The sequence below is a fragment of the Bacteroidia bacterium genome, from assembly GCA_020852255.1.
Taxonomy (GTDB): Bacteria; Bacteroidota; Bacteroidia; order JADZBD01; family JADZBD01; genus JADZBD01.
In genome coordinates, this window is sequence record JADZBD010000002.1 from 402073 (window position 1) to 423304 (window position 21232).

Sequence of the window (21232 nt, forward strand, 5' to 3'; positions counted from 1 at the left end):
AGTCTTCTTCTGTCCAACCATTTAAAAATCAGGGCACAAAGGTACTAAAATTTGGCACACTCAGGGGCAATTACGACCTTTGCAGCCTGCAAAAGAGACCTTTGAACTCCTTGATAATCAAATTGCTTGTTCTGATCATCTGCCTGCTTGGGTACAGCCATGCAGCGGCACAGTTCTTCGCGCCGTATCTTTCGAACCGGGTTGAATGGCAGCCAGGTGATACGCAGCGGGTACAGCTAACGCTGCACATGAACAATTACCTCAAGAACAATGAATATTTCGGACCGATCTATCATGGGTATACTTTGTTCGGCACACATATGCGCAGTGCATTGGCCTTCTCTCCCCGTGAATTCGTACGTCTGGAAGGCGGTATATTCCTGCTCAACGATTTTGGGAGTGATCAGTTCAGCAGTGTCCGGCCTTTCTTCAGCATTAAACTCCGTAGAAAATCGCACGAATTTCTTTTCGGGAATCTGGATGGTGCGGCGCAGCACCGCATGATCGAACCCTTATGGGACGCGGAGCGCAGTATGACACATCCTTTCGAGCAGGGTATGCAGTATAAATCGGATTCCCGCTTTATCAAAGCAGATCTGTGGATAGACTGGGTTACAAGGGAAGATGCGATCCGTAACATTCAGGAAAAAATTGAATCGGGTCTGAGTTTGGAATTCATCCCGGTAAAAAAACCACAATACAGCCTTTCGGTTCCGCTGCAGGGCGTGGTGTGGCACCTGGGCGGTCAACTGAATGAAGCCTTGTATCCTGTGGAAACAATCCTGAATGCAGCCGGCGGACTTCGTTGGGAATTCAGGCCGGAGAAAAAATGGTGTAAATACTTATTTGCAGAAACCTTCGCGCTGCTTTACGGGCACAGCAATAATACGTTTGTAAGACGGTACTCAAAAGGTTATGGATATTACAGCGGACTGGCCTGGGAGTCGGCTCCGGGCTTTTTCGCAACAGCCCATTACTTTTTCGGATACCACTATATCAGCGGAACCGGAAACCCTCTCTTTCAATCTGTTTCCTACCACTACCCATCGTATTACGAGAATTACCGCGAACTCCTGACGATGCGAATAGGCTACCGTAAAGAGGTTTTCCCGGGCATGTGGGCCGATGTACGTCTGGAACCCTACTATGATATCGGTGGAAACTTCTGGGAATTTTCATATGGCGGTTTTCTCACTTATAAGCACACATTCACGCTGAAGAAAAAAATATGATCCATCGCGAAGGCCGGCCTACTATCATTCTGTCTGTACTTTTCTGCAGTCTGATCCTTTTTGCTGCATTTTACTTCGCTCCCGAAATCCACTGGCTTCATGTCGTCTGCATTCTTTTGTCGCTGTTTATAATGGTAACAGTGCTCCAGTTCTTCCGGAATCCAACCCGCAACTGGAGAAAAAATGAAGACTTCATCATTTCCCCCGCGGATGGAAAAGTGGTGGTAATAGAAGAGACATCAGAAACCGAATATTTTAAAGACCGCCGGATTCAAATCAGCGTGTTCATGTCGCCGGTAAACGTGCATGTGAATCGTAATCCGGTATCCGGAACGGTTAAGCTGGCAAAGTACCATCCCGGGCTGTACCTCGTTGCCTGGCATCCGAAATCCTCTACCGAAAACGAGCGTACTACCCTGGTGATCGCTCATCCCAAAGGACAAATCCTCTTCCGGCAAATCGCCGGCGCCATGGCCCGACGGATTTGTCAGTATCTCCGGGAGGGGCAGGAAGTGAAACAATCTGAGGAAATGGGATTTATAAAATTCGGTTCCCGCGTGGATGTTTTTATACCATTGAACGCACGCATAAAAGTAAAGCTGGGTGAAACCGTACGGGGTGGAATTACGACCCTGGCCGAATGGTGATAAATGGCTTATAAACAGCTTGTTAACAATATTTAACCATATTCCAAAAATCCCGGCATTTCCTTTGCTAACTTTGTAGAGTAATCATGCACTAAACCAAAACATATTTCCATGAAAAACCTGTTCATCGCGCTTACCGTATTCGGTCTTGTTGGCGCTGCCACGCTTTCTTATGCTGCCTCTCCTGCAGTAACCGTTGTATGCGGTGAAGAGAAGAAGGGAGAAGAAAAGAAAGGGGAAGAAAAAAAGAAAACCTGCGACGAGAAAAAGAGCTGCTGTTCCAAAAAAGGGACAACCGCAGGAACAACGGATACTGAAAAGAAGTCTGACTGCTCCAAAACAGAGAAAAAGTCTGATTGTTCTACTTCTGAGAAGAAAAGCTGCTGTTCAAAGAAGAACACGGCTTCCAACGAAGAAAAGAAGGAAGAGAAAAAGTAATTTTTCTTACTTGTCACAGAAAGAGCCGGGGACTTCTCCCGGCTTTTTTATTCCCTTGAAGTGACGCGGTACATGAACCGGAACAAAAAGCGGGTGATCATGTATGCCAGGCGGTATTTCAATCTTTGATACAGTGTCCTGTGCTGTGTTACAATAACAGGACTGATCGTTTGGCAGCGGGGAAGAACAGAGTTCCGGAAATAATTTTCACTGCTTGATACAAAGGAAGGATTCTCAATCCTGACATTCGTCTCAATGCTGGAAAAATCACTCAGGTGATTCAGGTTAAATGACCCGAACAATACTGTTGTTCCGTCTACCGACATCCATTTGGCATGCAAAACGGTATCCTTCCATTCCACAATCCTGATCCCATAGCGGATCAGCCAGGGATATAAATGACGCATGGCTGCCTCCGCCAGGCCCACATCACTTTTCCCGGGAAGCAGCAGGGTTACCTCCACCCCGCGCAAAGCAGCGGAACGAAGTGCTTTCCGGAAAGATGATCCCGGAAGAAAATAGGAAGCAATAAGGAAAACCGATTTCCTGGAGCTACCCAGAAGCTCTTTATAAGCGGCCGCTACTTCCGCTTTTCCTCTCACACGATCGTTACGCAACACCGTTATTCCCCCGCGCATGGATGAACCAGTTAACAGAGGCAGAATCAACTTCCTTGTTTTCCTGTCCCAGTACAGCGTACAAATACGTTCCAGCTCATGAACAGCAATTCCTTTAAGAAGGATCATATGATCCATCCAGATATCTCCTCCTCCGTATCCGCTGTAACGGTCACCGATGTTCATTCCCCCGGTGAAAGCAATCCTGCCGTCCACCGTGATGATCTTGTGATGAAGCCGGCGGCGGATTCCAAAACCTTTTCTGCCGAAAAGGGGAGCAAAAAACCGTACCCGGATGCCGTCTGACTTCCACTCTTTTACCAGCCTTGCACCGATGCCTCCCGATCCGTAAGCATCCAGTACCATATACACTTTCACGCCGCGTTTAGCAGCCTGCCGGAGCGCTTCACTAACCCTTTTTCCGGTAGCATCATTCTCAAAAATATAAATCTGAAAATGAATGTAGTGCTCTGCTTCAGAAATAGCAGAGATCAACGCGTCGAAAAACGCAGCTCCCGGTTTGAAAAAGCGTATTGAGTCATCTTCTTTCAATATCCGAAAGTAAAAAAGAAAGGGTGAAGGAAAACCTTCACCCTTATAAGTGCAGTGGCGTTAGCAGGACCCTGAACTGCGCCTTTCTGCACAAGCTCTTAAAAAAAGAACGCATTAATTGTAAATCAAAGCTACCATGCGATCAGGAGCGGTGCTTATGACCCCTGTCATGGAAACAAGAAAAAGAATTAACAAGATGCGCTTCAGTTCCGGAGACAGGTATCTAAAAAAGTTAAATCGATATAAATACTTGATTGTTAGCAACTTGAAAAAATGATGCTTTTTTTAAGACCTACTTTTCCGTAACTTTCATGCTTATGATCTGGAGGTGGTTCAATACCACGTGTATTCATTCCAAATTCCTCACCGGAATGCTTGTTGTGCTGTTGCATGGGATCGTTCCGGTAATATCTCATGCACAGACGGCTCCCCCATTCACCTGGGTTGACGATGTAGCAAGCCCGGATGCAGAAATGATTCGGGATGTGGCGGTAGATACAAATTCCGGGCACGTGGTTTCGGTAGGAATTTTCAACGGAGATATAAGTGCCTGGTATGGCTTCCGCTTTGCGGGTGCGAATGGAGGTGGTTTTGTAGCCAAACATGATTCGGCGGGTAACGTATTATGGGCTTTCCCCATTGGAAACTTTCAGGACGACGCCTGTCTCTCAGTGGCCGTTGCGGCATCTGGAAATATATATGTGACCGGGTATTTTCAGCAAATTGCCGATTTCAGGGGAATGTCCATGAGTTCCTACACTTTATCCTCGGCCGGGGGGAAGGACATCTTTCTTGCAAAATACAATTCTATGGGGCAGCTGTTCTGGGCGCGCAGGGCGGGCGGTACCGGACACGATGAGGGCGCTGGTGTTTGTGTGAATCTCAATAACATTTTTGTTACGGGATATTTCACCGGCAGTGCTTCCTTCGGCCCGCTCACCACCTGGACACCCGGCGTAAATGTAAATTTATTCGCCGCCTGTTACGATCCCGGCGGTAATGCGCAATGGGTGGCTGACGGTGGAACATCGCAATCGGCCAATGGCAGGGGGATTACGGCGGATGCAACCAGTGTTTTCGTTACCGGTGATTTTTCGGGACCCACTTTCACACTCTACGATGGCAGTGGTTCCAATTCTGTTGCTCTTGGAAATACAACCCCTTTATCAACAGATATCCTTGTCCTCCGCTTACAACTCAACGGTCAGTTTGCATGGGCAAACACGATCAGTTCACCTGGAAACGATTACGGACGGGCCATTGTCCAGAACGGAACAAAAGTGTTTGTTGGCGGCAGCATTTCGGCAGGTGCAGATTTCCCTTCCTGGGGATCCAATCCGGTTGCGCCTGCCGCGCTCGGTAAGGAAATGTTCATATCAGCACTTTCAAAATCCTTTGGAGTTACACAGTGGGTGAAGGCAGAACAGGGGTTCGGAAACACCGACCAGGAGATACTGAGTCTCAGCTGTGGACCCGCCGGCGCCATTTATGCCACCGGTTATTATGTTGACTCACTGCAGATCAGTACGGGTCCGCTGCTTGACGCGATTGATTCTGCCGATGTAATGGTATTGCGTTATGACACGTCCGGTATTTTCGACTGGTCGAAAAGCGCCGGAGGAAATCGTAACGATTACGGTTATGGTATCAGCCAGAGCAATTATGACGAGGTGTATGTCGGAGGGGAATATCACGGCAGTGCCCAGTTCGACTCCTATCTTCTGCCCTTGAACAATGAAGCCAATATATTTCTGGGAAAAATATTTTGCAGCGCCATCACAAATAATGTGATCACCACCAGCCAGGTGGTTTGCATTAACACGGTACCCGCACCCATCACCGGTGGGATGCCCGGTGGTTCCAGTCCTCCTTTTACTTTTCTGTGGGAAGAAAGTCCGGACAACCTGATCTGGTCTCCTGCGCAGGGGATCAATACCAACCAACATTACCAACCTCCGTCTCTTTCTTCCAGCACATTTTATCGCCGGATTGTGACCTCTTCGCTGCCCTGTTCACAAATTGACACCTCATCGTATATCCTCATCCAGATCGATTCTCTTCCAACACCTGCCGCGGCAGGAGCTGATCAGAACATTTGTAGTTCCTCCACCCTGATGAGCGGTAATGTGCCAACTTCCGGTACAGGAACATGGGTCCTATATTCCGGAACCGGCACCATTGTTACACCCACTTCTCCGGCAACATCTATTACCGGGTTAGGATCCGGAAACAATTTTTTCGTGTGGTCCATCACCAACGGCTCCTGTCCTTCTTCTACCGACACCGTAGTAATTACACGCAATATCCCACCCTCCACCGCCTCCGCCGGCAATGATCAGACTTTATGTGCAACTATTCAGCAGTTGCAGGGAAATATTCCTGTTAACGGAACAGGTACCTGGACTGTATATGCTGGAAGCGGAACTTTTGTGAATCCCAATCTTGGCACCACCGCAGTGAATGGTCTGTCGGCCGGATTAAACACGTTTATTTGGACCATCACCAACGCACCATGTGCCCCTTCATCGGATACTGTAAATTTATTTGTAGACACTCCTCCAACCACCGCCACCGCCGGACCTGACCAGCAGATTTGCGCATACACCGACACGCTGAACGGAAATACGCCGGTTACAGGTACAGGAACGTGGACAGTACTTTCAGGCCCCGGGGTGGTAACGAATCCTTTCAACCCGCAAAGTGTTGTTACCGGACTGGGTGTAGGTGTGAATGCATTTATCTGGACTATCACCAACGGTGTATGTCCGCCTTCGCGTGACACGATTCAGATTTTGGTCAACGCCTTGCCTACAACGGCAAGCGCCGGAACGGATCAGGTGATCTGCACCTCAGTAACTACCCTCAACGGTAATGTGCCAGTTGTTGGCACCGGTGTTTGGACACTCAGCAGCGGCAACGGAAACATTGTGGCTCCTCCGGCACCTAACACATCCGTTACAGGAATGACACCGGGCGTGAGTGTATTCGTCTGGACCATCACGAATGGGGTCTGCCCCGTTTCCACAGATTCCGTTCAGATTACCGTTGATCCTTATCCTTCAGTGGCCAATGCAGGTGCCGATCAAAACGTGTGTAATAACACCATAACACTGTCCGGAAATATTCCGGTTACCGGAAGCGGATTGTGGACACTGGTCACCGGCAGCGGATCGATCACCACACCCACATCCGCAGTAACAGCGGTGACCTCACTGGGCATAGGTGTGAATGTATTTGTATGGACCATCTCCAGCGGAGTATGTCCTCCTTCTACCGACACAGTAATCATCGTACGGGATGCCATGCCATCCGCCGCCAATGCCGGTTCGGATCAAACCATTTGTTCCGCAACCACCAACTTGAATGCAGGGGTTCCAACTATCGGAGCCGGAAGCTGGGGGCTGTTCAGCGGAACGGGCAACGTTCTCTCCCCTCCTAATCCGGCCACCGGCATCACCGGAATGAGTCCGGGGCAGAATATTTTCATCTGGACTGTTACCAGCGGAGTATGCCCATCCTCCACAGATACGGTAGTTATAAATGTGGACGCCATGCCAACACCAGCCTTTGCAGGGCTTGATCAGACATTCTGTGCTACTCAGTTCAACCTGCAGGGTAATCCGCCTAATTCAGGAACCGGTTTATGGACATTAATCACCGGTTCAGGAAATATCCTGAATCCATCGCAAAACAATTCTGCAGTACAAAACGCCGGGGCCGGCAGCAACGTATTTTGCTGGACGATCACCAGTGGCACCTGTCCACCCTCCGCCGATACTGTCATAATCACCATCTTTGCCACCCCCTCGCCCGCTGTAGCCGGCACAGATATGAACATCTGTACAGACAGCACACAGCTCAATGCCACCGCCCCCATTACAGGCACCGGTTTTTGGTCATTAGTGAGCGGTGCAGGCACTTTCACCAATCCTTTCTCTGCCGTTACTCAGGTGATGAATATAGGACCCGGTCTCAATATATACCGCTGGACAATAACCAACGGAACCTGCCCTCCGAATACAGATGATGTAAACATTTTTGTTGATCCCTTCCCCGACGCAGCGGATGCAGGACCAGATCAGATCGTTCATATTCCATTTGCTTTCATGGATGCCACCGACCCTGTAACAGGAACCGGGCGATGGGAAGTGGAAAGCGGAAGCGGGCAGTTCTCCGACGTGAACAACCCCAACAGTTCCGTTACCAACCTCAGTGCGGGTGTAAACATTTTCCGCTGGATCATGAGCAGCGGCACCTGTCCGGAAGACACGGACAAAGTAATGCTCCGGATGGATCCGCTGATGATTCCGGAAGGGTTCTCTCCCAACGGCGATCAGGTGAATGACCATTTTGAAATCAGTGGCTTACTTGAATTCAGCGAGGTAAAACTAACCGTATTCAATCGCTGGGGAACAGAAGTGTACTATTCGGCGGATTATAAGAACGACTGGAACGGAAGGAATAACGGGAACAGTGCGCTTGCGGAAGACACGTATTTCTTTATTCTGGAAATACCGAACACCTCCCCTTATAAAGGTTATGTGATATTGAAACGATGAGAAAACGCTTTTTTATACTGTTTAATGCTTTCCTTCTCTCCGCATCTGCCCAGCATCTGGAATTGCTGAGCGGAGCGAACACAGAGGCGTTTTTGTTTAATCCCGCGGCGGCGGGAGAAAAGGGGTATCTTGCCTTTACCGCTGGGCGGCGATACCAGTGGCTGGGATTCGACGGCGCACCGAAGAATTTATATGTCTCTCTTCACACCCCGCTGATCAGTAAAAAAGTGAATCTTGGCTTTCTGTATGTCCGTGATGAGATCGGTATTTTCACCCGCAACAGGCTGCAGGCCGCCTACGCCTTTCGCATGAAAATGGGAAAATGGAATGCTGCGCTGGGTTTGAATGCCGGAGTGTCGGCAGGCCGCAGCGCCTGGTCAGGAGTGGCACTGAACCAGAATCCTGACGTTGCATTCCCTCTCACCGATTCCAGGTTTCTTTTTCCCGAAGCAGGTGCCGGAATACAGCTGTACCATCCTGTATTTCACTTTAATTTCAGCACACAGAATCTGCTGCCGCAAGAACAACTTTCCCGTACATCCTATCCATCCTACACAACCAGCGCTGAATGGTTCATCAAGCGACCGCAGATCACATGGTCGTTACTCGGTATGGTGCGACATTTACATCATTCGCCGGTACAGTATGAATTTCAATGGAAGGGAACCTTCAGCCAGGCCTTTACCATTGGTGCCGGATACAGAATGGGAGATGCTCTGCTACTGATGGCCGGTTTCAAGATCAACCGGCAGATCTACCTTTATTATTCTTATGAAAACGGACTTACTCCGCTTGCGGATCAGCACACCGGTTCACATGAAATACTTTTCAGGTATGAATTTGGCTATCCTGTAAGATCCGAAGATCCCAGAACTGCGCAATGAAAAAAACTGTGCTCCTAACCGTTGCTAGTCTTGCAGGGCTCCTACATACGAGTGCACAGGAAGGATTTTCATTTGATTCCACAGAATATGTTGTAACTCCGGCGCCGTTCAATACTTCCGCCTCTGAATACGGTGCATACGGTTTCAAAGACGAAGTGTTTTTTGTCACTGACCGGGAAAACCGCTTTGGTGTTTCTCATTATGATGAGAAAACACAGCAACCCTTTCCGGACATCTATCACTGCCTGCGCAGGGATACCGGATTCAGCAAACCACACCCTTACGATGCGACCGTAAATTCTCCGTTCGCCGAAGGACCTTCGTGCATCTCTTCGGATGGCGAACTGTTCTTCTTCACAGCCACACGTCGCCCGAAAGAAATAGCCGGTAAACGTATTCTCGGGATTTACTGGTGCAAAAAAGAAGGATCCGGGTGGTCGCCGCCTCAACTTCTCCCGTTCATCAAAGATGAATTTTCCTATGCATATCCATCGCTCAGCGCCGACGGCGATCAACTTTATTTCAGTTCAGACCGCGCGGGAGGAGCCGGAGGAATGGATATATATGTCTGCGAATTCCTCGGTAACACCTGGGGCAAGCCGGAAAACCTGGGACCGCTTATCAATTCCACCTTCGATGAAATGTTTCCCTTCATCGAATCCTCCGGACTTCTGTTTTACTCTACTGCACGGAAATCAAAAGGAGGTCTGGATATTTTTGTAGCGGAAAAGATTTACCCCTTTGACGAATATGAAGTAGAACGACTGGGGGAGCCATTTAATACCCCTTACGATGATTTTGGTTTTTTCATTTATCCCGATCACCGCTCCGGTTATTTTTCATCCAACCGGACAGGCCAGGATGACATTTACCGGTTTCGCTCTATTCGTCCGCGCTTTGAAGACTGCATACCTACGAAACAGGTTTCCTACTGCTTTACATTTTTCGAAGAAAATTCCGCATTGGAAGGCGACACCACCCGGCTCAGTTACGAATGGGATTTCGGCAACGGTATAAAGGTTCGCGGAAAGGAAGCAGATCACTGTTTTGCACAGCCGGGAGTATACACGGTTCAATTGAACATTGTGGAGAAAGAATCCGGCCTGCTGTTCTTTACACAAGCCTCGTATGAGATCACCGTAGATCCTGTCACCTCCCTTTTTATTGACGTACAGGATACACTGCCGGCTGGAAAGACCATCCTTTTTGATGGAGCCGGATGTGTGATTCCGAATCATAGTATAAAAGAGTACTTCTGGGAATTCGGATCCTGGCGTGAACGCCGGGGAATGCAGGTGCAGTATGCCTTCCGGAAGCCGGGAAAATACAAGGTTATACTGGGCGTAAGAGCTGTAAGTGACAGCTCAGCAGCGTCCATTTATCAATGCGTGTTTAAAGATCTGGTTGTTGTGAATGAAAAAGATTACCTGACCATCTACCGGAATAAGCCGTTCCGGCAGCAATCCGATAATACAGGGCTAAAAACCGGTCTGAACATTGACCCGAACGATGACAGTATATCGTATCGTCTGAATCTCGGGTACTCAGCATCACAAATTCCCCTTACCTCCAAAATGTTTGACGGCATTAAAGACGTGAAAGAGATCTATGCCGACGGCGTTTACCGGTATACAGCCGGAGAAACAAAGAAAATGATCGACTTGTTCCCGTATTTTGTGAAGGCCAAACAAAAAGGCTTTCGCGACGCCAGTGTTCTCGCCTTCCGCAATGATCAGCTCATCCCGGGGCAGGCAGGATCCCAGGTCCAGATCTTTGATTCTACAGTTGTTAAAGCATATACTGTTTTCTTTCCCAACCGTGAATTCATTCTTCTTCCCGGCCAAACAATAGTTCTTGACAGTCTGGTACGCGATTTGAAGAAGAAATCGGACCTCAGAATATTCATTTCGGGACACTCGGACAACATGGGGGATGATTACCTTAATTTCAGGCTCTCGGAAAAACGCGCACAAGTAGTGAGGGATTATCTCGTGAAAAAAGGAGTCAATTATAAGCGCATTGCCATTCGTCCGTTCGGTTCCGACGTTCCCATCGCTCCGAATGATAATGAAGACGGAAGGAAATTCAACCGGAGAACAGATATTATCGTTCACTTCTGACCATGAAACTGCCTTTTCTATATCTTGTCCTGCTGCTGCCGCTTCTTGCGCAAACACAGGCCCTACCCTCCTCCGAAGAGAATATTCCTTTTCTGGTAACCTTTGGGTCGGCAGCTGAAAAAAACTGGGGAGATGATGATTTCACACAGGTAGTATTCTTCTCTGTTCCTGTCGGTCGGAAAGATCCTGTTTATGTACGGATCTTTGATGCAGATGTCGGCGGAAAACACGATGAGAACCGCTCCGGCTTCAATACACGCACCAAGTTCAGCATGTACGGAGGAAAGGGCGCACATTCCGATCCCGACGCTAAAAAAGTGAATCCGGCAGGAAACTATAAAGCCGGAGTGCTGCTGAACAGCAAATCGTTCGGCATGGATGCCACCGCAGATAATACCTGGTATACCTTCGGACCGTTTAATCCAACAGAAGGTGAGCTACAACCCGAATATGGAGGATACGTTTTCAAACTGATTGTAGAAGGTGCAGAAGGCGACGACGGCAACCTGTATAAACTGTACTTCTCCTCCAAGGAAAAAGACAATGCTCCGGTAGAGGGCGGGAACGGTTTTACCTACGAATACTGCTTTAGAACCAACGAACAGCCCAATACGGTCTGCCATTTATATCCCTTTGTAAATCCTGCCGTTATCTCTGTAAAAGTACATACCTTCGACTTCGACAGTGAAGGAAAGATGCGTATGATCTCGGTAAAAAAGAAAGGAGAAACCCTGAAAACATCCGGTGACGGTGACTGGGCTCTCACGGAATTGAAAATTGAAAAAGAAGAATTGAATACCTCGCTGGATGTTCAACTGATTAAGACTTCCGCGGTAGCCAATAACAACGTAGTGGTGTACATCACCAACCAGTACGGAGAAACGATGCCCTTCTTCACGATCCCCATCGGAGGAATTCCGAAGTACAAATATAAGATCGGGGTAAAGCCCAAGTGATGAAGCGTACTCCCCTGACTCTTCTTTTCAGCATATGCCTGACTCTTCTCAGCGCGCAAACCTATAATTTTCGTGTTTTCGGAATTGATGAAGGACTTGCCAATCCCTATGTGTATCACATTACACAGGATACCATGGGGTTTCTCTATGCCGCCACCGGTGACGGCCTTTCCGTTTTTGGAGGCAACCGCTTTGTAAATATCACACAGGCGGAAGGACTTGCAGAGAATTTCATAAACACCCAGTATCTCGACCGAGGCGGAAATCTCTGGCTGGGCCATTACCAGAAGGGGATTACCGTAAAGCACGGCATAAAATTCCTGGACCTCCGGCTGGCCGGGCTTCAAAGCGTCAGGATCACCAGGATCCTTGAGGATTCTTCAGGAAACTTTCTTATTTCCACGTTCGGGCAGGGAGTGATGAGCATACCTTCCCATGGAACGCCCGGTTTTATCACCGGATTACCTTCAGACATGATCAACGACATTGAGATTACCCTGGACGGTAAACTCCTGGTTGCTACCAATGAATCCTTTGGCGTTTACCGGCTCAATCCGGAAATGACAAAAGCAGAAGCGATCTATGAGCTGAAAGAGCATGCGGGTAAAAACACCCAGCAAATTATCCGCAAAGGAGCGAATGATTATTTCATTACCGTAATGGGAATTGGAATTGTTCACCTGGAGTACTTGCAGGGCGAATGCCGGCTCCGTCCGTTCAACAATGATCTTTTCAAGGGATCTGTCTTTGATATCCGCGACGGGGTGATAGACAACGACGGAAACCTCTGGCTGGCAAGCTTCGGAGAAGGACTGAAAAAACTGATTCCGGGAGACGATAAATTTGAGATTGCAACCCTTTTCGTGATTGATCATGAAAATGGGCTTCCTACGGATCATCTGCAAAGTCTCTTCTTCGACCGTGAAGGAAACCTATGGATCGGGACCTACGGGAAGGGACTGGTACAGATGATTAACGAACGGTTTTCGCTGTTTACGGGTTTTGGAACGGAGCTGGACCCGGGCGTGTACTCTGCTTGTTCCGATGCTACCGGCAATCTCTGGATTGGCACCCGTAACGGACTGGTAAGGTTTGTTCCCGGATCGAGACAGAACGACCTCCACCCGATTGCAGGAATTGAACAAGAAAAAATCACGGCTCTTCAGCCGGATAATCAAGGAAAAATATGGGCGGGAAGCGAAAGCGGGATGCTGTACGTGGTGGATGCGGAAACGAAAAAAGTGATCCGGCATTCTCTCTCCGGAAAATCAAAATACATCAATACCATTGACCGGGTGTACGATAAACTTTACATCGCCACGTCTGCAGGATTATTCATTATAAACCTGAAGAACGGGGAAACCGAAACACTAACAACCAATGAAGGATTGCTGCACAACAACGTAGTTAACACCTTATACAGTTACGAAGGAAAATTGTGGATAGCATCCCATGAAACACCGCCATACTTTTTTATGGACGGAAAGGCAGAAGTATTTAATAACGTTCCGGGCATACGCACTTTTGACCTGAACGACCTGGCTGAAGATAAGGACGGCCACATTTGGATCGCTACGGGAGGCGACGGACTGTTCCGCTACAACGGTAGCGAGTTCCTTCATTATTCCATAGAAACAGGGCTGGGTTCCAACTTTTGCTATGCGGTGGTGGTGGATGTGAACGGAAACGTATGGGTGACCCATAAAAACGGAGTCAGCCGGATGAAACGTGGTGAAACATGGTTTGAACATATCGGCAAGAGCAAAGGCATACTTTCATCAGAAAACAATCTGAGCGCAGTGTACGCCGATCCCACCGGCACCGTATTTTTCGGAACAGAAAACGGTGTGGTAAAGTATGACCCGCGGAAAGAAAAGATGAACCCGGTAGAAAATAAGACAAGCATTCTCGGCATCACACTCAACGGAAAATATATCGGGTTGCCTGAAGATACGCTGATCGAATACGGCGACCATTCGGTTCGCATTGATTTCATAGGCGTGTGTCTTTCAGATCCGTCGCAGGTACGCTACCGGTATATATTGGAGGGCTTTGATCCCGGCTGGGCAGAAACGGACCACACGCAGCGCTTTATCTCCTATCCCCGTCTTACAGATGGGATCTACACATTCCGTTTACTGAGCCGCAACAATACGGGAGCATGGAACAAACAGCCGGTGACCATTTCATTCCGGATTAACATGCCCATATGGAAACGCTGGTATTTTTTTGTTTTCTGCGCTGCCATTATTACCACCATCAGTATCCTGTACACCCGCATGCGTACCCGCCGCCTGGTAAAACAGCGGCAGATCCTTCAGCAGCAGGTACACGAGCAAACGCTGGTGATCCGCAGAGAAAAGGAAGAAGTAGAGAGGATCAACGCGATTGTGGAAGAAAAAAACCGCGATATCACCAGTTCCATCAATTACGCGGTGAAGATCCAGGAGGCCACACTTCCCAAAACGCAACTGATGGAGAAGGTGATCAACGGGATCATTTTTTACAGGCCGAGGGATATTGTGAGCGGTGATTTTTTCTGGTACTACATACTCGAAGATGAGCGGTTGGTGGTGGTTGCGGCCGACTGTACGGGTCACGGTGTTCCAGGCGCATTTGTTAGTCTGGTGGGAAAAATGCTGCTGGACAAGATCATCATTGAGCGCAAGATCACCGAACCTTCAAAGATCCTGAAGATGATGGATGAAGGGATCAAAGAAAGCCTGCATCAGAAGGGGGAAGATCTGACCAGTCAGGACGGCATGGAGCTGGCATTGCTGATAATTGATACAGATCGTAAAGGACTCGTATTCAGCACCGCCAACAGACCCGTCTTGGTCGTTCGAAAAGGGGTATTAAGCGAATATTCCGGATCTCCTTTCGGAATTGGCGGAACCTATGGTAAATTGCACAAGGAATTCGGAGAGGAAAGGGTTGAATTACAGGCAGGAGACATGATCTTTATATTCTCGGACGGGTACGCCGACCAGTTCGGAGGGGAAAGAGGCAGGAAATTTTCGACCAAAAACCTGAAGAATCTTCTGACAGAAACGGCGAATTCGAAACTGGAAGAACAACGAGCCATTATAACAGGTACTTTTGACCGGTGGAAGGGGGAACAGAAACAAATTGATGATGTATTGCTGATTGGTATCAGGATATAAAGGAGAGAAAAATGGATACTTCTAACGTCACACAAAAAATGCAAACGCTGGAGATCAAGCCAACGGAGCGGACACCCTGGGTGATTGTAGACCGAGAGTTTCAGCTTTTCTACATTGCCGGCAATTCATTTCCCGATAACGTACTTGAATTTTACCAGCCTGTTTTGAAATGGATTGATGAGTATGTGAACAATCCGGATCCCAAGATGCTGTTTCATTTTCGTTTCAACTATGTAAATTCTTCCACAAAAAAACTGTTGCAGCTGATCATGACAAAGCTGTCCAAAGTGCATACTTCCGGTAAAGTAGTTCGGGTGCTATGGGAATCAAAAGAAACGGATGAAGACCTTGTGGATATGGGCCGTGAATTTGCCCTGATGTACGATTTTCCTGTAAAAGTTCAGGAGAGTCCCGCCGAGTAATTAGTCTATATGTTTGATTTTTAGACGTTTATGCAAAGGCATTTCTATTTTGCAATCCACCTCAATTACTCTATTTTTGCAACCCTCTAATCACGGCCCGTTCGTCTAGGGGTTAGGACATCTCCCTTTCACGGAGGAAACAGGGGTTCAATTCCCCTACGGGCTACTAGGTGACAATTAAACCCTCTGCATCTCAAGTGATTGCAGAGGGTTTTTAATTTAAGGGGACAGTGGAGGGGACAGAAATTTGCTATAGATTCTGTCTATCTTAGTACAGTAGATTTGAATAGCTGCTGCCTTTCATAACTTCCTATTCACTTGAAATAACTGATAAGCAATCTCTAAAATGAACACATCATTACGTTTATTCCTATTACGGGTTTTCTTGACTCCGATTGTTGCTGCTTTTGGTTTTTTAATCCTCACGTCATTCCAAAAGGATGAACAGTCCATTGAAATCCCAGCCGACTTGGATAAAGAGACCGTTGTATTCAGCAAATCTATCATCATAAAAGCGTGGGTAGCTAACGCAGGGGGATATTTTGGACAGAAAGGGGAAGTTGAGAAAACTGAAAGAAAGCTTGTTGATAAAGAATTTAACGAATGTAAGAAAGCCTTTGAAAAATATCCTTTCAAATGTGTATTTGTAGATGCCAATTGCATTGCCACTACCTTTTCTGATACTGGCTGGGCAATGAATTGTAAGGATATTGACTTCCCGAAGGATGCCAAGTATGAATTCATTCTTCCTGAGGACAAATCCGACATTCTTCAAAATTACAACCTTCAAATTAGGGAAATCAGTTCAGGTAAGACATTCAAAATTATCAAAGTTTCGCATGGTATGGACTTTACGGATCGTTCTGCAAATAAAGTTATTAGGGCTATTAAGGAGAAGTATAGCAAATAATATGAATTGAAATAACTGACGAACAATAATTAAAATGAGGAAGCGCATGAAAGGATTTGCTAAACTAATTCGGCTCAAACCAGCCATGATTTGCCTTTCATTTGTAGTTTTTACATCTTTCAATTCATCAGATATTAAAACAGAGATCCCTGATGATCTTGATAGGGAAAAAATAATATTCAGCAAGGGTGCCCTGATGAACGCAAATAAAATCTGGGCATATAAAGAATATAAGGACGAACTTAATTTCGCTTACAAAAAATGTATTAATGAATTAAAAAAATATCCGTTCAAATACTTAACTGTTTAGGCAGAGGGGCATGTGCCGAATCCGACATTTCTTGACACAGCTTCAATAACGGTTACAGAACTTGCAAAGCCAACGGCCGACGAAGCTAAATATGAATTCAAATATGTATTTCATCATAAAGATAAGAATCCAAGCGGTCCATTTCCTAAAGATTTTTACGCATTAATAATAGTAGACAGAAAAACGGGCAAGGTTTATCAACCTTATAAGAAAACTGTGGGGATGGCCGGCGTAGGGGCATCCGTAAATCTTAAAGAAGTAATAAAGGAAATCAAAAAGAAATATGGTAAGTAGGAGGCAATTCGGATCGAACTTATAGCGTTTTTATTCGTCAAATATTCACACAATGAAAAGTAACGTTCTTTTTGTTTTAATTTTCTTCCTGCACTCCACTTCCTTTTCCCAAAGTTGCCCTGCCATTTTTCCTCAGGATACCGCTTTGTTTTCTGTTCCCTTTTGGACCAGCGCCTTTGTCACCGGCGACTTCAATACAGATGGCCTTTCAGACCTGGCATACGTCAATCGTAATGATGGCACCCTAAGTGTTCGAATCGGAAACGGGAATCTGAGCTTTCAGCCAGAAGTTAACTATGCCACACAATCCAATGCCTTTGATATTCTCACGGACGATTTTAACAATGACCTTATTCCGGATCTCGCCGTAACAAATCCATCAGCACAAGGAGTTTCGGTGCTTCTTGGAAATGGCAATGGCACCTTTCAAGCTGCTGTCCTTTTTGTAACAATCACCGGAAATCCATATCGTATTGCATCCGGTGATGTGAATGGAGATGGCAACAGGGAAATACTGTATTCCAATCTGAATGATGATGTAGTCGCTCTTCTTCCCGGCAACGGTAACGGAACATTCCAGCTTGGCGCACTCTATTTTTGTGATGCCAACGGCGAGGGGCTTACCTGTGCTGATTTTAACGGGGACGGGCGGGCCGACGTTGTAGTTGCAAATAACCCTTCAAATTCTGTATCATTTCTGGCCGGTAATGGTAATAATTCCCTGCAATCCCCGGTGAATTATTCCGTGAGCGCAAATCCACTGGACGTGGCTACTGAAGATATTGATCTCGATGGAATTAAGGATTTGCTCGTTGTAACATATAATAATCTTTGTATCCTAAAAGGAAACGGAAACGGGACATTTCAAAACAGCATATCCATCCCCACCCAGGCAATGGGTGGTTGCCGCTTGAATATTTCCGATCTCAATTCAGATGGATTCGTAGATATTGTCATCGCTAACTCCTACAGCGCAGACGTGAGCGTTTTTCCGGGAAATGGAACTGTAAATCCATCTGCACCGGTGGTATATTCCGCGGGAGCTTTTATTTCTCTATTTTGTATTGATATTGCAGATTTCGACCAGGACTCTTATCCGGATATCGCTTATATGGATTTAACCAATTACGAATTTCATGTTCTTCGGGGTAATGGAACCGGTGTATTTCCTGCGGCGACAAATTATCAAATTACCGGCGGATGGGGCCCCCGTGCGCTTGCTACAGCTGATCTGAATGGTGATGGGAATCTTGACCTCGTGACGGCAAATCAAAATACAAATAATCTAAGTGTAATGTACGGATCCGGATCAGGAACGTTTCAGTCGAGTACCAATTATTCAGTTGGAACGAGCCCATTCGCTATAATTAGCGCCGACTTAGAGGGGGACGGGGACAGTGATCTCGTTGTAACAAACGAAGGAAGTGCGAATATTTCTATTCTCTTAAATAGTGGTACAGGCATATTTGCGCCAGCTGTGAATTATTCTGTAGGCACAAATCCAAGGCATATTGCTGTGGCCGATTTCGACACTAACGGTATCCGGGACATTGCCGTTACTAATATCGGTAGTGCAAATGTCTCTGTGCTCCTGGGATTGGGAAGCGGTCTTTATGCTTCTGCAGTGAATTTTATTGTAAATGCGCAGCCTGACGGAATAGCTGCTTCTGATTTTGATGGCGATTCTATTCTCGATCTTTTCGTAGTCACAAATTACAGTTACTGTTTCCTGAAGGGTATAGGGAATGGAAGTTTTGCCCCTTCTATCCCTACCGCTACCACCTCATACCGGCTGGCAATGGTCTACGATTTCAATCAGGATTCTATTCCTGACGTTGCCTGTAACCGGGCTTCAATTCCTGCAATTACTATTTTCCTGGGACAGGGAAATGGAACATTCCTCACTTCCTCCACTGTATCCACCTTTATTGGGATTCAGTCCTTTGTACTTTCTGATCTTAACGGGGATCTCAAACCCGATTTCGTGGTGGCGGAGGGCGCCTCGTCACAGTTGATCTGCACGGTTTTAAATTTGGGAAATCTATTCTTCAGCACACCAAATATTTATCGAACGGATTCAGAGCCATATTGGATTGCGCCCGGAGACTTTAACGGCGATTATAAGAATGATATAGCGGCCATTGCCAAACGATCAAATACCGTTTCGGTTTTATTGAATAATACTCCTAATTACTTTATTCATGATACCACAGTTACAATTTGCGCAGGCGACAGCTTCTTGCTATATGGCAATTACTATTTAACAGGGGGCATCTATTATGACAGCATGTTTGTCGCAGTTAATGGCTGTGACAGTCTACATTTCTCGGAAATTGAGGTGATTCCCTGTACAGGTATAAGTGATTCAGACTTCGGACCTGAAATGTTACGTATTTTCCCTAACCCGGCAAATGATTGGGTAACCGTCCTAGGCTCAGGTGATTTTAATCTATTCGACATGACAGGAAATTCTGTTCTGGCAAAGCGTAACGTGAGCGGCCGAACGGAGATTTGTGTTTCATCCCTTTGTCCGGGAATCTATGTAGCTGAACTCATCAGCAGTAGCGGCGTTCTTAGAACTAGGTTGATTCGTAATTAATGGAAATTCTGCCGAAACAGACCCAATAACTACTCGAGCCCTACCTAAAAAAGAGCCGTAAACTTCCAGAACAAACTCATACAATTGGATGGCAATGCTTTACCTTTTCCATTACAATACCTTAGATTTTCCTACGCAAAGCCTAGAATTACCCTTGAAAATCCTTGTCTTTTCCTTGATTTTCCCTTGTTATTACCGTCTTTTATCGGCCTTTTGTCGTGGGTTTATCGTAATTGCAATGTAATTGAGTCGTGGTTGAGCCGTGGTTTAGTCGTGGCTTGGTCATCTTAGAACAGGGCAATTCCTGGCTTTTGCGTTGGCGTTATCATTTTTCCGCCTCCTTTGCATCCCGTTTTGCCAAACTTACCAGATTCCGGCAGGCGTTAGAACAGTAAAGAGCATTTTTCTTCCATGCCCAGTACTCATCAGTTTAAGCGGAATTTCCAACCAGATTATACCCTAAAATACCCCCCTTTCAGGTTTCCTAATGGGTTTCCTTTTTTCTCATCCAAAAATTGGAAACCTAATCGGAGCTGATTTTCTACAACTAATGAGCGGAGAAGCGGTCAATATGATGTTTATAACAGGCTGAATATCAACAGATGAAAAAATACATGTAGACCTTTAGTGCTACTTCAGAAAATAGTCAGTATATTTGTAATTCAGAGGTGATATAAATGCAGGAAATAAAAGTAGAATTCCTCAAGGAGGCCGAAGACTTTCTTGATGAAGTGAATCCCAAGGCGAGAAAAAAGATTTTCTCGGACATCAGTAAGACCAGGGCAGGACTACGTGGAGAGTGGTTCTGCAAAATGCCAGGAACGGATGATATTTGGGAATTCCGAACATTGTTTAACAAAACGTACTATCGGGTGTTTGCGTTTTGGCATAAAAGAGGGGAACAGGAAACACTCGTGATTTGTACCAACGGAATAGTTAAGACCACGGCAAAGACTCCGAGGGGCGACATTGAACGAGCGGAAAGAATAAAAAAGGAATACATGGAAGGCAGTTAGCTGAATACAATTACCAAATGATACGCTTTGAATTTTCAAAAGGGGAATCACAAAGCAGGTTTCTAATAACGAGAAAAAGAAACTCAAGGACATGCAGACGCAAAAGAAAAGTGTAAAAAGGCAGACCAAAAGCCTGGAAGAACTTGAAGACAAGTACTTCGGAAAAAAAGGTTCTCAAGAAAGAGAAGTTTACGAGAGTCAGGTCCGACTTGAAATAATCGGTGAATTGCTCAAGCAAATGAGGGAGGACAATAATTTAACGCAATCGCAGCTTGCCAAAAAACTGGGCATGCACAAGGCGTATGTGTCAAAAATTGAGAACAACGTCAAAACGCAGCGGCTGGATACCATTTTAAAACTTATGAAGGTCCTCAAGGGACATCTCTTCATCAGGTTATCCGATAAGGAGGGAACCAGAGAAGTTGAACTTGTTTAACGCAGTTTCCACTAATGAACCCCAAGCCTCAGAGCAATCTGGGGCTTTTTTATTACCTTTAAGACGCGTGAACGTG

16 protein-coding genes and 1 tRNA gene are annotated in these 21232 nt (G+C 46.4%); 16 read left to right on the forward strand and 1 reads right to left on the reverse strand.

Annotated elements, in window-relative coordinates:
* The first annotated feature begins 101 nt into the window (after positions 1-101).
* From IT233_02525 to IT233_02535, 3 genes are all read left to right on the forward strand, one after another.
* Complete coding sequence (locus IT233_02525) at positions 102-1232, forward strand: hypothetical protein (GenBank protein MCC7301494.1); 1131 nt, start codon at positions 102-104, stop codon at positions 1230-1232.
* Positions 1229-1879, forward strand: a complete 651-nt coding sequence (locus IT233_02530; protein MCC7301495.1) for a phosphatidylserine decarboxylase family protein — start codon at positions 1229-1231, stop codon at positions 1877-1879. The genes IT233_02525 and IT233_02530 overlap by 4 nt, the downstream gene beginning before the upstream one ends.
* Before the next feature lie 111 nt (positions 1880-1990).
* Positions 1991-2317, forward strand: coding sequence for a hypothetical protein (locus IT233_02535; protein ID MCC7301496.1), 327 nt, complete (start codon positions 1991-1993; stop codon positions 2315-2317).
* Positions 2318-2364: 47 nt separating this feature from the next.
* Here the strand turns inward: IT233_02535 and IT233_02540 are convergent, their stop codons facing one another.
* Positions 2365-3486 (reverse strand): phosphatidylserine/phosphatidylglycerophosphate/cardiolipin synthase family protein, encoded by a 1122-nt coding sequence (locus tag IT233_02540; protein ID MCC7301497.1) that lies wholly within the window; start codon positions 3484-3486, stop codon positions 2365-2367.
* 317 nt (positions 3487-3803) lie between these two features.
* Between IT233_02540 and IT233_02545 the strand changes: the two genes are divergently transcribed.
* From IT233_02545 to IT233_02605, 13 genes are all read left to right on the forward strand, one after another.
* Positions 3804-8045, forward strand: a complete 4242-nt coding sequence (locus tag IT233_02545) for a gliding motility-associated C-terminal domain-containing protein (GenBank protein ID MCC7301498.1) — start codon at positions 3804-3806, stop codon at positions 8043-8045.
* Positions 8042-8929: a type IX secretion system membrane protein PorP/SprF gene (locus tag IT233_02550; GenBank protein ID MCC7301499.1), complete on the forward strand. Its 888-nt coding sequence runs from the start codon at positions 8042-8044 to the stop codon at positions 8927-8929. Before IT233_02545 ends, IT233_02550 begins: the two co-directional genes overlap by 4 nt.
* The gene (locus tag IT233_02555; protein MCC7301500.1) at positions 8926-11049 is read left to right on the forward strand and encodes an OmpA family protein; all 2124 of its coding nucleotides are present in this window, start codon (positions 8926-8928) and stop codon (positions 11047-11049) included. The genes IT233_02550 and IT233_02555 overlap by 4 nt, the downstream gene beginning before the upstream one ends.
* 2 nt (positions 11050-11051) lie before the next feature.
* On the forward strand, positions 11052-12005 hold the full coding sequence (locus tag IT233_02560; protein MCC7301501.1) for a hypothetical protein: 954 nt from the start codon (positions 11052-11054) through the stop codon (positions 12003-12005).
* The gene (locus tag IT233_02565; protein MCC7301502.1) at positions 12005-15169 is read left to right on the forward strand and encodes a SpoIIE family protein phosphatase; all 3165 of its coding nucleotides are present in this window, start codon (positions 12005-12007) and stop codon (positions 15167-15169) included. Before IT233_02560 ends, IT233_02565 begins: the two co-directional genes overlap by 1 nt.
* An 11-nt stretch (positions 15170-15180) precedes the next feature.
* The gene (locus IT233_02570; GenBank protein ID MCC7301503.1) at positions 15181-15591 is read left to right on the forward strand and encodes a DUF1987 domain-containing protein; all 411 of its coding nucleotides are present in this window, start codon (positions 15181-15183) and stop codon (positions 15589-15591) included.
* Positions 15592-15685: 94 nt separating this feature from the next.
* Positions 15686-15757: transfer RNA gene (locus IT233_02575), tRNA-Glu, on the forward strand.
* Positions 15758-15937: 180 nt separating this feature from the next.
* Positions 15938-16501 (forward strand): hypothetical protein, encoded by a 564-nt coding sequence (locus IT233_02580; GenBank protein MCC7301504.1) that lies wholly within the window; start codon positions 15938-15940, stop codon positions 16499-16501.
* A gap of 34 nt (positions 16502-16535) precedes the next feature.
* Positions 16536-16811 carry a hypothetical protein gene (locus tag IT233_02585; GenBank protein ID MCC7301505.1) on the forward strand — a complete coding sequence of 92 codons (276 nt, stop codon included), beginning with the start codon at positions 16536-16538 and terminating at the stop codon, positions 16809-16811.
* Positions 16812-16823: 12 nt separating this feature from the next.
* A complete protein-coding gene (locus IT233_02590; GenBank protein ID MCC7301506.1) occupies positions 16824-17105 on the forward strand; it encodes a hypothetical protein in 282 nt (93 codons plus the stop codon).
* 52 nt (positions 17106-17157) lie between these two features.
* Positions 17158-19704 (forward strand): T9SS type A sorting domain-containing protein, encoded by a 2547-nt coding sequence (locus IT233_02595; protein ID MCC7301507.1) that lies wholly within the window; start codon positions 17158-17160, stop codon positions 19702-19704.
* A 677-nt stretch (positions 19705-20381) separates the two neighbouring features.
* Positions 20382-20720 (forward strand): type II toxin-antitoxin system RelE/ParE family toxin, encoded by a 339-nt coding sequence (locus tag IT233_02600; GenBank protein MCC7301508.1) that lies wholly within the window; start codon positions 20382-20384, stop codon positions 20718-20720.
* Between the two features lie 91 nt (positions 20721-20811).
* The gene (locus tag IT233_02605; GenBank protein ID MCC7301509.1) at positions 20812-21156 is read left to right on the forward strand and encodes a helix-turn-helix transcriptional regulator; all 345 of its coding nucleotides are present in this window, start codon (positions 20812-20814) and stop codon (positions 21154-21156) included.
* Positions 21157-21232 lie beyond the last annotated feature (76 nt).